Genomic DNA, 15,892 nt, shown 5'->3' with positions numbered 1-15,892 from the left:
AAAATAAAACGATGGATTTAGCAACTTTAAATGTGACCCAGAAAAAAAAGAATTCTAATAACGATGTTGTATTGCAAATAACTAAAAGTCAATTAAGTACAATTATTATGGTTTTGGCAGCTATTGTTTTTTCAGGCTTTACATTATTGGCGATTAATTTAGAAAGTCCGTTTATTCAAGAATTGCTCATTTCCGAAATAATTATTTTAATGATTCTTTTCATTAAAAGTTCTAATTCAAATAAAATCAAAAAATAAATAAATAATCATGAACGAATCTGCAGTAACATCAACAGAAACTAAGCAAAAAAGTATTCAACTAATAGAAGGTACTTTTACTAAAGGAGAGGCTTTAAATATTATTAATGATGTTTTAAACGTAAAAATTAACTTTCACAAAATTCAAAGGTTGTCTAAAACCGAAGGAAACATTAATGATGAATGTCTTTATGACAATTCTAGAATTGCAGAATTATTGACCGATAAAAAGGAAACTAAAGCTTTTTTAAGAGCTCTAGAAAGTAAAGGTCAGAACATTAAAATTTCTAGTACAATCAATATTACATTAGAAGAGTAAAATACAACCAACCAACATATTAGAGTAGGAGAACTGACTTGTAAAAGGCTTTCCTACTTTTTTTATGCCAAATTTTAACCTATGGATTTACATTATTTAATAGATAATTTAACCAACCCAGCACTATTATTTTTCTTTTTAGGCCTTGTTGCGGTTAATATTAAAAGTGATTTAAGAATTCCAGAAAACTCGTCTAAATTTATATCATTATACCTTCTTTTAGCTATTGGTTTTAAAGGTGGTCAAGAATTGGCTCATAGTGTTATTACTTCAGAGATTATTAACGCACTTTTATTTGGAATTTTACTAGCAGTAGTTGTACCTATTTACTGCTACTTTATTTTAAGAATTAAATTAAGTGTAGAAAATTCTGGTGCTATTGCCTCTGCATATGGTTCTGTTAGTGCAGTAACTTTTGTAACTACTATTTCATTTTTAGAGATGTCGAACATCCCTTTTGGTGGGCATATGGTTGCTGTAATGGCGTTAATGGAAGCACCATCTATTATAGTAGGAGTGATGCTAATTGCCATTTTTAGCTCGAATAAAAAAAATAAAGGCTCTTTAAAAAGTGTTGTACATCACTCTTTAACCAATGGAAGTGTAGTGTTAATTATTGGTAGTTTAATAGTGGGATATTTTACGAATGATGCCCAAGCAGAAGGTATAAAACCTTTTACCACAGATATCTTTAAAGGATTTTTAGCCGTTTTTTTATTAGATATGGGTATTGTAAGTGGTCAAAAACTAAAAGCCTTACTTAAGAAAGGATGGTTTACAGTTTCCTTCGCTATTATTATTCCAATTATAAATGGTTGTATAGTTGCAGTATTAAGCGGATTTTTCATGGAGGAAATTGGTAACAGGTTGCTAATGTCTATTTTGGCAGCAAGTGCTTCTTATATTGCAGTACCAGCTGCAATGAAGTTGGCTGCTCCAAAAGCAAATCCAGGTTTATATATACCAATGGCTTTAGCCATAACTTTCCCTTTTAATATTACAATAGGTATGCCTTTGTATTTATGTATTATAGGTGTATGCTAGTCAATTCTTAAATATTATCAAATTCTAAAAGAAAATAGCTTTACGATTATTAAAATTTAAATAAGATAATCGTAAGGCTATTAAAAGTAAGGATTAGTTAATATTTCTTTTCTCTCATTTCGTTAGCGCATAAAAAATAATTTACCTTTGTTCTATAAATGAATAAGATGAATTACGCAGAAAATATATTAGAAACAATAGGAAATACACCACTTGTTAAGTTGAACAAATTAACAGCGGAATTACCTTGTTTGGTATTATCAAAATATGAAACTTTTAATCCAGGAAATTCTGTAAAAGATAGAATGGCCTTACAAATGATTTTAGATGCAGAAGCAGATGGAAGGTTAAAACCTGGAGGAACCATTATAGAAGGTACTTCTGGAAATACAGGTATGGGTTTGGCTTTAGCAGCAATAGTTAGAGGTTACAAATGTGTTTTTGTTATGTCTGATAAGCAGTCTAAAGAAAAGATGGATATTTTAAGAGCTGTAGGAGCAGAGGTTGTAGTTTGTCCTACAAATGTAGATCCATCAGATCCAAGATCTTATTATTCTGTTTCTAAAAGATTGGGAGAAGAAACTCCTAATTCTTGGTACGTAAATCAATATGATAATCCAAGCAACTGTAAAGCCCACTTTCAAAGTACAGGTCCAGAAATTTGGGAACAAACAGAAGGTAAAGTAACCCATTTTGTAGTTGGTGTTGGTACAGGAGGTACAATTTCTGGTGTAGGTTCTTATTTAAAGATGAAAGCCAAAGAAGCTGGTACAACAGTTAAAGTTTGGGGGATAGATACATATGGTTCTGTATTTAAAAAATACCATGAAACAGGAATTTTCGATGAAAATGAAATTTACCCTTACATCACAGAAGGTATAGGTGAGGATATTTTACCAAAAAATGTGAACTTTGATGTTATTGATGGTTTTACAAAAGTTACAGACAAAGATGCTGCAATTTACACACAGAAATTAGCAAAAGAAGAAGGCATGTTTTTGGGTAATTCAGCTGGAGCAGCCATAAAAGGTTTATTACAATTAAAAGATAATTTTACCAAAGATGATGTTGTGGTTGTTTTATTTCATGATCATGGAAGTAGATATGTAGGTAAAATGTTTAATGATGATTGGATGCGTGATCGTGGATTTTTGGAAGAAGAGGTAAAAACAGCAGCTGATTTAATTAAAAATCATGAAAATAAACCTTTAGTAACTGCACAAACAGAAGAATTGGTTTCGCATGCTATAGAAAGAATGAAGGAATTTAAGATTTCTCAAATTCCAGTGAAAGACGCAGAAGGTTTTGTAGGCTCAATAGATGAAACAGATTTATTAAGAAGTTTCATTACAGATAAAGAGATTGCAGATAAACCTATTAAAGACATTATGGGTAAACCATATCCAATAGTTAAGAAATCTGCAAAGATAGATGCAATATCTAAACTGATTTCTAAAGAAAATGAAGCAGTATTGGTAGATTTAGAAAATGGTAATTATCACATTGTAACAAAGTACGATGTAATTAGTTCAATTTAGTAAATCTCGATAATTATACCCTTGGTCGATAATTAGATGCTGATGGTCGAATAAATGATTTTTAACATCGTTAAATGTCATAAATTTGAACAAGGTTAAAAAGTAGAAGATGCATTTTAGAGATGCAAAAACGGAACGTCTAAATTATATTTAGACGTTTTTTTTGTTTTATACTTTCTGTAAATAGTGGTAGTCGAAACTTACTTTCTATTCGTCTACAGTAAATCTGTTATAGGCGAACACGTAAATTTTTAAACACAATAAAGTTGTTTCTTTGAACCAGATAACTTTTACGAATTGGGGGATTTATAATAAGTTATCAAAATGCACCTAAAATTTATTTTAGGTGTTTTTTATTTTAAAAAAGTTCTTAAACAATATAATTTAATAAAACTAACCTAAAAAATAAAACATCCATTGGATGAGCAAAAATTAAACGTCTAAATTATATTTAGACGTTTTTTTGTTATATACTTTCTGTAAATAAAGGTAGTCGAAACTTATTTTCCATTCGTCTATAGTAAATTTGTTATAGGCGAGCACTTACATTTTTAAACTTAATAAAGTTGTTTCTTTGAATCAGATAACTTTTGCGAATTGGGGGATTTATATTAAGTTATCAAAATGCACCTAAATTTTTTTTAGGTGTTTTTTTGTTTTAAGATAGTTATTATTTAAAAAGTGTTAAAGTTTTCTAAAAATGATTATCGAAGGTAAAATGTCATTCGTCGACACTTAAGAGTCGTTCATCGGCTATTTTGACGAAAAACTCAATAAAGTTGTTTATTTGTTTCATAACTATTACGAATTGGGGGATTTATAATATGTTATAAAAAATCGTCTAGAATTTAAAAGATAGGCGATTTTTTTTTCGCTTTAATTACACAAAAAAAAAACCACCTTTTAAGGTGGTTTTTTAAATCAACTAATTCAAATAAATTTACACAATGAAAACAGTTTACTACGTTGCTTTCATTTTATTATATTCAAACTCTGTGCCAAACTTTATTTGAATTTAATTTTTTTGCTAATTATTTAGCATGTTTATGAGCTTTGTAAGAAGAACGCACTAAAGCACCACTTTCTACATACATAAAGCCCATTTCTAAACCTAAAGTTTCATATTTTTTAAATTGTTCTGGAGTAATAAACTCTTTCACTGGAAGATGTTTTTTTGTAGGCTGTAGGTATTGACCAATAGTAACTATATCACAATTTACAGCTCTTAAATCTTTCATTGTTTGTATTACTTCCTCTTCCTTTTCACCCAAACCTAGCATTAAACCAGTTTTGGTTCTCATACCATTTTCTTTCAAGTATTTTAAAACACCTAAACTTCTATCATATTTAGCTTGTATTCTCACTTCTCTAGTTAATCTGCGAACTGTTTCCATATTATGAGAAACTACTTCAGGAGCAACTTCTATAATTCTATCTATTTGTTTAGTGTTACCTTGAAAATCGGGAATAAGGGTTTCTAAAGTTGTATTTGGGTTTGCTCTGCGAATAGCATCTACAGTTTCTGCCCAAATGATAGAACCACCATCTTTTAAATCATCTCTATCTACAGAGGTAATTACAGCATGCTTAATGCCCATTAACTTAATAGATCTTGCTACTTTTTCTGGCTCATCCCATTCAACTGTGTCTGGTCTACCAGTTTTGACACCACAAAACCCACAAGAACGTGTACAAATATTTCCTAATATCATAAAGGTTGCAGTTCCTTCTCCCCAACATTCGCCCATGTTTGGACAACTACCACTTGTACAGATGGTATTTAGTTTGTATTTATCTACTAAACCTCTTAATTCTGTATATTTCTTACCAACAGGTAGTTTTACACGTAACCATTTTGGTTTTTTTGGTCTTTCTGGAAGTACTGCAGTTTCTATTGCCATTATCATTCTAGATTAGAATGCAAATTTACGAAGAAAAGATTTAAATATTAGTTAAAAACCACAGGCTAAATCCAATTAAAAATACAATTCCGATTAAACTTAAAATCTTGGTAAAAATTTTTGGTTGATGCTCTTTTGGTGTGTGCTTTCCTGTTATTAAAATATAATTTAAAATTGCATAGAAAGGGGCCGTTAAAAAAGATAAAATTGTTGCTATTTTAACCAAAACTCCCATATTTGCAATGTAAAACTGTAGTATTAATAAAGTTCCAATAAATAATAACCCTAGCCAAAACCAATAACCAAACTTAAATTTTTTATTGAAGATTAAATTTGTACTTAAATTCATGGCTCTAGGAGATGCATCTAAAGTAGTTATGGTTGTGCTAAACATAGTTGTAAAGGCAGCAATAGCAATAAAAATGTACGATTTAGCACCTAAGTTTTTTGTGTATAAGTTTATTAACTGAGAGGCAAACTCTCCACCTTTATTAGAAAATGTTTCTGAAGATTTATACATAACTAAAGCCCCCAATAAAACAAAGCAAACTCCTAAAATAATAGTGCCAACATAACCCACATTAAAATCAAAAATGGCATCTTTTGGTTTTATAACAATGTTATTTACTTTTCTTTTTTCTACAGACCAAATTGAGTGCCATATAGAAATGTCTAAAGGTGCAGGCATCCATCCTAAAAAGGCAATTAAAAAGGTTAATTCTACAGTGCCTGAAGGTATAATTTGAGTTACATCAAAAGCATCCGAAGAATTATTAAGTGCTATTATTACTGCAGCAACTGTGCTTATAGATAAAATGATAATGATAAATTTCATCATATTATCTAATAATTTGTATTTACCAATTATCAGTAACAGAATACTGATTGACATAATGATAAGTGACCATACTACAAGATTATCAGTTAAGCCAAATAATTGAGACGCTAAGCCTGCAGTAACAATGGTAACTGCAGCCTGTATTGTAAACATAGTAGCAAAGTTGATAATATAGTAAAGTACTAAAACCCATTTTCCTAATTTTTTGTAACCATCAAGTAATGTTTCGCCTGTTGCAGCTGCATATCTTGGGCCAAATTGAAAAAAGGGATACTTAAATAAATTTACCAATAGAAGTGCCCAAAGTAAACCAAAACCAAAATCTGCACCAGCTCTTGTGGACTGTACAAGATGAGAAACGCCTATTGCAGCACCAGCAAATAAAAGGCCTGGTCCTAAAGATTGCAAGAATGATTTCTTCATGAGGTTTTGTGCTTTATATGCAGAATTAAAGTCGAATTAGGCCTTAATAAAAGCTAAGACTTCTTGATGATTTCTGCCAGTAATTTTTTAGCACGTAACAACTTAACTTTTACATTATTCATTGGTTCGTTGGTTTGCTGTGCAATTTCTTTATAACTAAGTTCTTGAAAATACCTTAACTGAATCACTTCTTGATATTTAGGTTTTAATTGTCTAATATCTCTCAAAAGCTTTGCTAAATTCTGTTCTCTAATAATTTTATCTTCTGGTGTAGGGTTTTCATCAGCAACCAAATAAACTTTCTCTTCTTGGTCTTTGGTTGTTTCTGTAGCAACAGATATTTTCTTTTTACGAACTAAATCTATATGTACATTTTTAGAAATGGTAATTAGCCAAGTCTTAAAAGTATAATTATCGTCAAAGGTGGTTATTTTGTCGAAAGCTTTAGAAAAGGCTTGTATGGCTATATCTTCTGCTTCATTTTCATTATTAATTCTTTTTAGTAAAAAACCATAAACTTCTACCCAATAAAGGTTCAATAAATATCGAAAAGCGGCTTGATTGCCTTCTTTAGCTTTAGCAATATTTTCTCTAAGTACTAAATCTTCTTTGCTCAACGATTTGATTTTGAAAATGAATTAGCAATAAATATACTAATTTGAATCAATACTAAAGAAATTTCTAGAATTGGTAAAAAGAAAACGAGTTGAGCTTCTTCTAATTTTTTGCTAGAAACTCCAACAACAATCCATAGCGTTAAGAAATAAACTAAAACAATTGGTAGTATTATTTTCCAAGAAAAAAAGAAAAATACTGATGTACCCAAAACGTAAAATAACACCTTAGAAATTGTAAATAGATGCAGAAGTAACTGTTGTTTGAATTTATAATGTTTTTGAAGTGACCTATTGGATTTTAATGTTGCAAACCATTCACTTAACGATTTTGGAGATTCAGTTTCTACAAAACTATCAGATGAAATAGTATAAGTAATATTTTCTTTCGTTGCTGCATCTCTTATAAAAAGATCATCTTCACCATTATTAATTTTAATATGATAAATAAAACCCTTTACTTTAAAAAACTCTTGTCTCTCATAAGCCAAATTTTTTCCAAAAGCCATAAAAGGGCTATTGATTTTAATGTAAGAAAAACATTGTAAAGCTTTTATTAAGTTTTCGAAACGAGCCAATAAGTTTAAAAACGTTGAGTTTTTTGTAAATTTTCTATATCCTAAATTGATGGTCTTTGTATCAGAAAATTTTGAGCTCATTTCAGAAATCCAATTCGTACTTAATATTTTAGTTTGCGAATCTGTAAATAATAAATGATCGTATTTTGCAGCTTTAATTCCAAGCGTAAGTGCATACTTTTTATTACCCCAAAAGGCTTCGTTGTTTTCTACTTGAATTATTTTTAAATGGTTGTGCTTTTCAACCAAACCTTCAACACTATCAAGAGTATTATCGTTAGAATTATTATCAACGATAAGTATTTCAAACTTAGCGTAATTTTGATTTAAAAGACTAGGAAGGTTTTCAACCAATGTATTACCATTATTCTTGTTATAGACAATAACAGTTATTGGATATTCTTTAGAATTTACAACCTCTTTTTTCTTTTTACCTAAAATGGTAGCAAATAAAAGATAATAAATAATTTGAATTCCTGTAACAACTACAAAAGCGTAGAAAAGTACAGTTAGTAGCATTGCTAAAATGGCTTATTTATGTTCTGGTTCAGCACAGGTACTGAATTGATCTGGAGTTTTACCACAAAAACCACAGGCTTCACCTTCTTGATTTAACATTGGGTTTTGGCTAGCACAAGTACCTGCAAATTCACCATTTTTTTTAGCCCAAATTTTAATAGCAATACCAGCAACACCTAATGCTAAAAGCCCTAAAGTAAGTAATAATAATTTCATACTGCAAAGTTACAAATTATAGAATTAAAAGTGAAATAGATATCTACTTATGTAGTATAGTTTTAACTTTTTTGTATGTTTACTTTTTTAGGCAATTATCATTGAGCGAACTAGATTTTATAAAAGAATTACAAGAGGGTAAATCTTCTGCATTTGGCATATTGTTAAATGATTACGAGCAGAAAGTATTTAATACTTGTATGTCTTTTGTACCCAATAAAGAAGATGCAGAAGATATTGCCCAAGAAGTGTTTTTGGAGGTTTTTAGATCTATACATAAATTTAAAGGTAATTCTAAACTCTCTACATGGATATATAGAATAGCCACGAATAAGAGTCTAGAATTTATTCGGAAAAAAAATACTAAAAAGAGATTTGCCTTTATGCAATCTATAGTGGGTAATGCAATTCCGATTGATAAAACAAATTACTTTACAGAGTTTAAGCACCCAGGAATTATTTTAGAAAATAAAGAACAAGCTGCAACTATATTTAAAGCAATAAATACATTGCCAGAATCACAAAGAGTGGTGTTTACATTGGCTAAAATTGATGGTAAAAGTTACCAAGAAATTGTGGAAATAACTAGTAAAAGTTTATCTTCTGTAGAATCTATTATGTTTAGAGCAAAGAAAAATTTAAAAGAGAAATTAAGTAACTTAAATAAAAATAGGTAAGTTTAATTATTTGAAAAAGAGGTTTTTAAAAAATAATTTAAAAATTTCCGCAAGTTTTAAAAATAGAATACATCTAAATAATTATAAAATTATTTTGAGCAGTCAAAAGAAATAAAATGCAAAAGAGAAACAACAATTTAGAACAACATTTAGAGGTCTTAGATTCTATTAAAGAAGTGAAAGTAAATCATTTTTTTAAGCATAAAGTCTTGCAAAAAATAGAGCAAGAAAAAGAAAAGGATTCCAAAGTTTACAGTTGGTTTACACCTAAATTACAATGGGCAGTTTTAGCAATTGTATTGTGTATAAATGTTTCAGCTTTCTATTATGCTTTTAATATAGAAGAACAAACTTCAAACCCTAATAATATAGAAGGTTTTGCTCAAGAGTATAATTTGCAATCGCAAACTAGTTTATTAAATTAAAACGTATGAAAACAAAATTACTTGTAGTTTTAATAACGGTTTTGGTGATATTAAATGGAGTTTTAATATTTATGTTGGTTGCTAAGCCTCATCAAAGAAATAATAAACCTCCAGCAAGAAATTTTCTAATAAATCAACTAGATTTTACTGAAGCTCAAAAGAAAACTTTTACTGAGTTAGATGAAGAGCATAAAGATAAAATGCAACATTTTGAAAGACAAATTACTCATCAAAAAGATGCTCTTTTTAGTTCTTTTCAAACGAATGACAGCAATGTAAATACAAGAGATATAATAGAAAGAACAAGCAGGTTAGAAGTAGAAAAAGAGTTAGAGGTTTTCGAATTTTTTAAACAAGTTAGAGCCATATGTACTGAGGAGCAGAAGGTTAAATTTGATAAAATAATTAAACAAGCATTAAGAGGTAAAAGACCTGGGCCACCCAATAGAAATGGCAATGGTTTTCCTCCTAAAAGAAGAATGCCTCCACCACCTAGATAATTTATTTTAACTTTTTTTTGCAAGTTTTTTAACAAGAAGTCATCTAAACATATATCAACCAAAAATTAGATATATGGAGCAATTTTACTTTTTATTTACTTAAATTTTAAAATTATGACTTTTACCCACAAATTTCTTACGCTTCTTTTAGTTGTAAGTTTCCTGTCTTGCTCATCAGAGAATGAATATTTAGAATTAACAGATGATGTTACTATAGATATAGATTCAAATTCAGACTTAGATATTTTAGCTGAAACTTTAAATTTACCTGCCAATTCTTTCAATTACGAAAATGTAATTCTACCAAATCATTTTTTGGCAAATGGCACTGCCCAAGAAGACAATACACCTAATAATAATCCAATTACGGATGAAGGTGCTACTTTAGGTAGGGTTTTGTTTTACGATAAGCAATTGTCTGTAAATAATGCTGTGAGTTGTGCTTCATGTCACGATCAATCTACAGGTTTTTCTGATGTAAATACTTTAAGTGTAGGTTTTAACGGAGAGCTAACTGCAAGAAATTCAATGGGTTTAGCCAACGCCAAATTTTATGATAATGGTCGTTTCTTTTGGGATGAAAGAGCAGAGAGTTTAGAAGAGCAAGTATTATTACCTATTCAAGACGCTGTGGAAATGGGTTTAACATTAGATGAATTGGAGAGTAAATTGCAAAACGAAGCCTATTATTCAGTCTTATTTACTAGAGCTTTTGGAGATGATGAAATTTCTAGCGAACGAATTGCTTTAGCCTTGGCACAATTTGTAAGATCTATGGTTTCTTATCAATCAAAGTATGATGAAGGTTTAGCACAGACGAACAATCAAAATGCGAATTTTCCAAACTTTACAGCATCAGAAAACTTAGGAAAAAACTTGTTTTTCAGTAATAGAACTCGTTGTTCAGATTGTCATGATACAAATGCCTTTGTTGGAGATAGAGCAAGAAATAATGGTTTAGATGCAGTTTTAACTGATGAAGGTAGAAATGATGGTGAATTTAAAGTACCTTCTTTAAGAAATATAGAATTAACAGCACCATTTATGCATGATGGTCGTTTTTCAACTTTAGAAGAGGTGATTGAACATTACAATTCAGGTGTGCAAAATAGTGCAGAGTTAGATGGTAGATTACGTCAAGGAAATGGAGTAAGAAGACTTAATCTAACAGACACAGAAAAACAGGCGTTGGTAAATTTCTTAAGAACTTTAACAGATGAAGAGTTTATTTTTGATGAGAAGTTTTCAGATCCTTTCATTAATAATGAGTAAATGATAAAGTTAAAAAAAAGTTAAGAGCGCAAGTATTTTAAAATAAGCACATCTTAACTAATAGAACATTAAAACATAATCATGAAAAAATCAATTTTAACCATATTAATTGTTGCACTTGGAGTGTTAACCACTTCTGGTCAAGAAAACAGAGAAAATGAAAAAAGACAAGGACCACCATCAATAAAAAAGATTTTTAAAGATTTAGACACAAATGAAGATGGAAAAATTTCTTTGAAAGAAGCAAAAGGCCCATTAAAACAAGATTTTAAAAAGATTGATACCAATAAAGATGGTTTTATTTCTAAAGAAGAATTAAAAAAGGCACCAAAGCCTAAAAGACCAGAGAGACCAGAAAGAAGAGAAGACAATTAAACCAATAAGCCAAACAATTATGAAAACTAAATTTTTAAAATCAATAGTATTTGCAGCAGTTTCTATAAGTGCTTTTATAGCATGTAGTTCTAATGATGATGAAGTAGATACCATTATTGATGATACTACTAACGCAGATGTAATTACAGAATTACCAACTGCTTTCGAAGAATTTGATGAAGATGAAACAGATATCTATATTTCTGGAAATGGAACTTCAATCACCATAGAAACAACAGGTTTGCCAAATCATACAACTCCATATTGGAGTGAGAGTCATCCATTATATGTAGCTCCAACTGTTACATCTGAAGCAAACATGACACCAACAAGAATTGATACTTCTGGCAGAGATTTATCTGGTTCTTTAACTGTATCTGCTTCTGCTTCTGTTGCAAGCTCAACAACAGCAACGAGTTTAGGGGCCATTGGTATTGCAGTTAGTGGTGCATACATTTACAATGATCAAGAAGGTAATGGGCCTTTAGATAGTGCAGCTGGTAGTTTAGATTATGCTGGTGCTCATATTGGTCCTTCTCAGTATCACTATCATTTAGAGCCTTTAGCTTTTACAGATGATGATGATAAATTAGTAGGTATTATTTCTGACGGATTTTTTATCTATGGTAGAAAATGTAGTTCAACAGGAACTTACCCAACAGGATTAGATGCTTCTGGAGGGCATACAAGTACAACACAACATTCTACTGAAGAGCTTTATCACTATCATATTATTAACGATTTATATTCTACAACAGGTAGGTACTTAGCGTTTGCAGGGCCTTACCAAGGTACACCAAATGCGATTAACTAAATATTACATAATTGCTATTTTTATTTTTCTTGCTTGTCAAAAGCAGGAGAATCAAGAGCTTATTTTGCATTCTAAAAAGGTAATTAAAAATGTTTTTGTTGATAAAAGTCAACTAAAGTTAGATCCATTAAAAGGGAAGTGGTTTTATAATAATAAGCCCTTTAATGGTTATAGCGTAAAACGATATGCGAATGACAGTATATCAGAAAAAACAACGTTTTACAATGGTAAAAGAGAAGGTGATAATTTTATGTTCTTTAAAAATGGAGGCATAAAAAGAAAAGCCTTTTATGTAAACAATCAATTGCATGGTAAAAAGTTGAATTACGATAAAGAAGGAAATCTTATAGCAGCATCTAATTATGTAAATGGTAAACTAGAAGGTGTTCAGAAAGTATGGTATTCTAGTGGTCAATTAGCTAAAAAAAGAAACCTTACTCAGGGTAAAGAAGATGGATTACAACAAGCTTGGCTAGAAAATGGAACTATTTATGTGAATTATGAAGCGAAAAATGGGCGAATTTTCGGGATGCAAAGAGCCAATTTGTGCTATCAACTTAAAAATGAAAAAATTGAAGAACGTAAAAGCATATAGTATTTTATTTTTTACAGCGCTTTTAATTTTTAGTTGTAAAAAACAGAAAAAGAATACGTTATCAAGTAGAGTAGAGGCTTTGCCTTATTATAACGAAGCTTCATTTACGCCAAAATGGATTGCATCTAATGATAAAGAATTAAAAGATTTTCATAAAATTCCTGATTTTGAATTTACAAATCAACATGGAGAGCAAGTAACACAAGATACTTTTAAGAATAAAATTTATGTAACTGATTTTTTCTTTACTACTTGTCCAGGAATTTGCCCTTTAATGACTAAAAATATGCATTTGGTACAAGAAGCTTTTAAAGAAGATAATTCTGTTTTAATGCTTTCGCACTCAGTAACACCGTCAATTGATTCTGTAGCTCAATTAAAGAATTATGCCATAGAAAAAAATATTGGAAATAATTGGCATCTGGTTACAGGAAAGAAACAAGAAATTTATGATTTAGGAAGATCATCTTATTTTGTAGAAAATGATTTAGGTGAACCAAAAGGAATAGACGATTTTCTGCACACAGAAAACTTTATTTTAATAGATAAGAACAAACACATAAGAGGCATTTATAATGGTCTGAATAAAAATTCGGTAAAGCAGTTAATTGCTGATATAAAAACGCTTCAAAAAAGTTAATGTTTGTATTTGGGGGAATACTTACAGAAGAAACCTTGTATTTATTACAAGGTTTTTTATTTTATAATATTTACCTCAATTTCTAAATCAATCTTAAATTGAGTGAGAATTTCTTTTTGAATTTTTTCAGCAAGAGCATAAATTTCTTTTCCAGAAGCATTGCCATAATTTACAAGCACCAAAGCTTGTTTTTCATGAACTCCATAATTTCCAAAACGCTTACCTTTAAACCCTGCAGTTTCTATCAACCAGCCAGCAGGTACTTTTATTTCATTTTCAGAAATGATATAATTTGGTATATTAGGATACTCTTTTTGAAGTTCTAAAAAGTGTGATTTAGAAATCACTGGATTTTTAAAAAAACTTCCACTATTTCCTATTTCTTTTGGATCAGGTAATTTTGATTTTCGAATTGCAATAACTGCATCTGAAATATCTTTTAAAGTTGGTTCAGTAATTTGTTTAGAAGCCAATTCAGTTTCAATAGCACCATAAGAAGTATTTAAATTATGATTTCTTTTGGTTAATTTAAACGCAACTGAAGTAATTACATATTTCCCCTTTACTGAGTTTTTGAAAATTGAATTTCTATAGCCAAAATTGCAATCTTCATTAGAAAATGATTCTAACTTTGTAGTTTCTAGATTAACAGCTTCTAGTTTTGTTATGGTGTCTTTAACTTCCACACCATATGCCCCAATATTTTGTATTGGGCAAGTACCAACATTACCAGGTATTAAGGCTAAATTCTCTAATCCTCCATAATTTTGAGCTACACAATACAAAACAAAATCATGCCAATTTTCTCCTGCGTTTACTGTTAAATAAACAAAATCATCATCCTCTTTGTCTATTGATATTCCTTTAAAATCAATATGTACAACTAGTTTGTCAATATCTTTGGTAAGTAGCATGTTGCTACCTCCAGAAATTAGAAATACATTTTTTTCTGCTTTAAGTAATTGTTGTAGTTGGTAAACTGAATTTACACTTACAAATCGTTTTGCATTTACATCAATACCAAAAGTATTGTACTCCTTTAATGATATGTTTTCTTTGATATTCAATTATGCTTGATAAGCTTCTAGGGCATTCTTAAGAATTTCTACAGATTTAATTAAATCTTCTTTCTTTAAAACATATGCCATTCTAATTTGATTTTTTCCTTCGCCTTCAGTAGAATAAAATCCGCTTGCTGGTGCAACCATTACAGTTTCGTTATTGTAGTTAAAGCTTTCTAACATCCACTTTGCAAAATCATCTGTATCTGCAACTGGTAATTCAGCAACACAATAAAAAGCACCTTTTGGTATGGCTACTTTTACACCTTTTATTTTTTGTAATTCAGCAACTAAAGTATCTCTTCTTTGAACATATTCCGCTTTTACATCATCAAAATAACTTTGAGGTGTATCTAAAGCAGCTTCACTAGCAATTAAAGCATAAGTGGGTGGGCTTAATCTTGCTTGTGCAAATTTTATAGCTGTTGCTATAAATGCTTCATTTTTAGAAACAATACAACCAATTCTTGCACCACACATGCTATATCTTTTAGAAACTGAATCTATTACAATAGCATTATCTTCTAAACCTTCTATAGCCATTACTGAGGTATGCTCTAAACCATCATAAGCAAATTCTCTATAAACTTCGTCTGCAATAAGAAAAAGATCATGTTTTAAAACAATTTCTTTTAATTTTAGAATCTCTTCTTTAGAGTACATGTATCCTGTAGGATTTCCAGGATTACAAATTAAAATAGCTTTTGTATTTTTTGTAATTAGCTTCTCAAAATCTTCAATTTTTGGTAAAGCAAAATTATCTTCAATTTTTGAAATTACAGGTACAACTGTTACTCCAGAAGCTGTAGAAAACCCATTATAATTTGCGTAAAAAGGTTCAGGAATAATTATTTCATCACCTGCATCTGTTATACTACCAATAGTAAAAAGTAAGGCTTCTGAACCACCTGTAGTAACAATTATATTATCTGCAGATACATTCACATTATGGTTTGCATAATAGTTTGCCAATTTAGTTCTGTATTCTTCAGAACCTTCAGAGCGTGCATAAGATAAGGTTTCTATAGTGTTGTTTTTAACAGCATCTAAAGCTATTTGAGGTGTTTTAATATCTGGCTGACCAATATTTAAATGATAAACCTTAGTTCCTCTCTTTTTCGCATTTTCAGCAAATGGCACCAATTTTCTAATTGGTGATTCTGGCATATGAAGTCCTTTGATAGATATTGAAGGCATAATAATTTTTTACTTAAATTTTCCTGCAAATTTGCGAAATTAATTTTAAAAGTCTTGTTAAATTTCATAATCTTTAAAAGGTTTCCCGC

19 protein-coding genes are annotated in these 15,892 nt (G+C 30.0%); 12 read left to right on the top strand and 7 right to left on the bottom strand.

Going from position 1 to position 15,892, the window contains the following annotated elements; genetic code table 11:
• The first annotated feature begins 11 nt into the window (after window positions 1-11).
• From MED152_RS03825 to MED152_RS03810, 4 genes are all read left to right on the top strand, one after another.
• The gene (locus MED152_RS03825; RefSeq protein WP_015480543.1) at window positions 12-257 is read left to right on the top strand and encodes a hypothetical protein; all 246 of its coding nucleotides are present in this window, start codon (window positions 12-14) and stop codon (window positions 255-257) included.
• Between the two features lie 10 nt (window positions 258-267).
• Window positions 268-576: a hypothetical protein gene (locus tag MED152_RS03820; RefSeq protein ID WP_015480542.1), complete on the top strand. Its 309-nt coding sequence runs from the start codon at window positions 268-270 to the stop codon at window positions 574-576.
• Window positions 577-657: 81 nt separating this feature from the next.
• Entirely contained in the window at window positions 658-1,620 is a 963-nt protein-coding gene (locus tag MED152_RS03815) for a sodium-dependent bicarbonate transport family permease (RefSeq protein ID WP_015480541.1), read from the top strand.
• A 167-nt stretch (window positions 1,621-1,787) separates the two neighbouring features.
• The gene (locus MED152_RS03810; protein ID WP_015480540.1) at window positions 1,788-3,158 is read left to right on the top strand and encodes a pyridoxal-phosphate dependent enzyme; all 1,371 of its coding nucleotides are present in this window, start codon (window positions 1,788-1,790) and stop codon (window positions 3,156-3,158) included.
• Window positions 3,159-4,189: 1,031 nt separating this feature from the next.
• Here the strand turns inward: MED152_RS03810 and lipA are convergent.
• Genes lipA through MED152_RS03785 form a run of 5 tightly spaced genes read right to left on the bottom strand, consistent with a single transcriptional unit; the run spans window position 4,190 to window position 8,247 of the window.
• A complete protein-coding gene (lipA, locus tag MED152_RS03805; RefSeq protein ID WP_015480539.1) occupies window positions 4,190-5,059 on the bottom strand; it encodes a lipoyl synthase in 870 nt (289 codons plus the stop codon).
• Between the two features lie 40 nt (window positions 5,060-5,099).
• Window positions 5,100-6,320 carry an Nramp family divalent metal transporter gene (locus tag MED152_RS03800; RefSeq protein ID WP_015480538.1) on the bottom strand — a complete coding sequence of 407 codons (1,221 nt, stop codon included), beginning with the start codon at window positions 6,318-6,320 and terminating at the stop codon, window positions 5,100-5,102.
• Between the two features lie 53 nt (window positions 6,321-6,373).
• Complete coding sequence (locus MED152_RS03795; RefSeq protein ID WP_015480537.1) at window positions 6,374-6,937, bottom strand: RNA polymerase sigma factor; 564 nt, start codon at window positions 6,935-6,937, stop codon at window positions 6,374-6,376.
• Window positions 6,934-8,031 carry a glycosyltransferase gene (locus MED152_RS03790; protein ID WP_015480536.1) on the bottom strand — a complete coding sequence of 366 codons (1,098 nt, stop codon included), beginning with the start codon at window positions 8,029-8,031 and terminating at the stop codon, window positions 6,934-6,936. Before MED152_RS03790 ends, MED152_RS03795 begins: the two co-directional genes overlap by 4 nt.
• A 12-nt stretch (window positions 8,032-8,043) precedes the next feature.
• Window positions 8,044-8,247 carry a hypothetical protein gene (locus tag MED152_RS03785; protein ID WP_015480535.1) on the bottom strand — a complete coding sequence of 68 codons (204 nt, stop codon included), beginning with the start codon at window positions 8,245-8,247 and terminating at the stop codon, window positions 8,044-8,046.
• Window positions 8,248-8,348: 101 nt separating this feature from the next.
• Here MED152_RS03785 and MED152_RS03780 point away from each other — a divergent pair, with 101 nt between their 5' ends.
• The 8 genes from MED152_RS03780 (at window position 8,349) to MED152_RS03745 (ending at window position 13,545) form a co-directional block, all read left to right on the top strand.
• On the top strand, window positions 8,349-8,924 hold the full coding sequence (locus MED152_RS03780) for an RNA polymerase sigma factor (protein WP_015480534.1): 576 nt from the start codon (window positions 8,349-8,351) through the stop codon (window positions 8,922-8,924).
• A gap of 116 nt (window positions 8,925-9,040) precedes the next feature.
• On the top strand, window positions 9,041-9,349 hold the full coding sequence (locus tag MED152_RS03775; RefSeq protein ID WP_015480533.1) for a hypothetical protein: 309 nt from the start codon (window positions 9,041-9,043) through the stop codon (window positions 9,347-9,349).
• 5 nt (window positions 9,350-9,354) lie between these two features.
• Window positions 9,355-9,849: a Spy/CpxP family protein refolding chaperone gene (locus MED152_RS03770; RefSeq protein WP_015480532.1), complete on the top strand. Its 495-nt coding sequence runs from the start codon at window positions 9,355-9,357 to the stop codon at window positions 9,847-9,849.
• Between the two features lie 114 nt (window positions 9,850-9,963).
• Complete coding sequence (locus MED152_RS03765) at window positions 9,964-11,121, top strand: cytochrome-c peroxidase (protein ID WP_015480531.1); 1,158 nt, start codon at window positions 9,964-9,966, stop codon at window positions 11,119-11,121.
• An 81-nt stretch (window positions 11,122-11,202) separates the two neighbouring features.
• Entirely contained in the window at window positions 11,203-11,496 is a 294-nt protein-coding gene (locus tag MED152_RS03760; RefSeq protein ID WP_015480530.1) for an EF-hand domain-containing protein, read from the top strand.
• A 19-nt stretch (window positions 11,497-11,515) separates the two neighbouring features.
• Complete coding sequence (locus MED152_RS03755; RefSeq protein ID WP_015480529.1) at window positions 11,516-12,310, top strand: YHYH protein; 795 nt, start codon at window positions 11,516-11,518, stop codon at window positions 12,308-12,310.
• Complete coding sequence (locus tag MED152_RS03750) at window positions 12,297-12,905, top strand: toxin-antitoxin system YwqK family antitoxin (RefSeq protein ID WP_015480528.1); 609 nt, start codon at window positions 12,297-12,299, stop codon at window positions 12,903-12,905. Before MED152_RS03755 ends, MED152_RS03750 begins: the two co-directional genes overlap by 14 nt.
• A complete protein-coding gene (locus tag MED152_RS03745) occupies window positions 12,874-13,545 on the top strand; it encodes an SCO family protein (RefSeq protein WP_015480527.1) in 672 nt (223 codons plus the stop codon). Before MED152_RS03750 ends, MED152_RS03745 begins: the two co-directional genes overlap by 32 nt.
• A gap of 56 nt (window positions 13,546-13,601) precedes the next feature.
• Here the strand turns inward: MED152_RS03745 and murB are convergent, their stop codons facing one another.
• Window positions 13,602-14,612 carry a UDP-N-acetylmuramate dehydrogenase gene (murB, locus tag MED152_RS03740; RefSeq protein ID WP_015480526.1) on the bottom strand — a complete coding sequence of 337 codons (1,011 nt, stop codon included), beginning with the start codon at window positions 14,610-14,612 and terminating at the stop codon, window positions 13,602-13,604.
• On the bottom strand, window positions 14,613-15,803 hold the full coding sequence (locus MED152_RS03735) for a pyridoxal phosphate-dependent aminotransferase (RefSeq protein WP_015480525.1): 1,191 nt from the start codon (window positions 15,801-15,803) through the stop codon (window positions 14,613-14,615).
• Window positions 15,804-15,892: the final 89 nt, after the last annotated feature.

Source organism: Polaribacter sp. MED152, assembly GCF_000152945.2.
Classification (GTDB): Bacteria; Bacteroidota; Bacteroidia; order Flavobacteriales; family Flavobacteriaceae; genus Polaribacter.
This window is presented reverse-complemented; position numbering and strand designations above follow the sequence as displayed.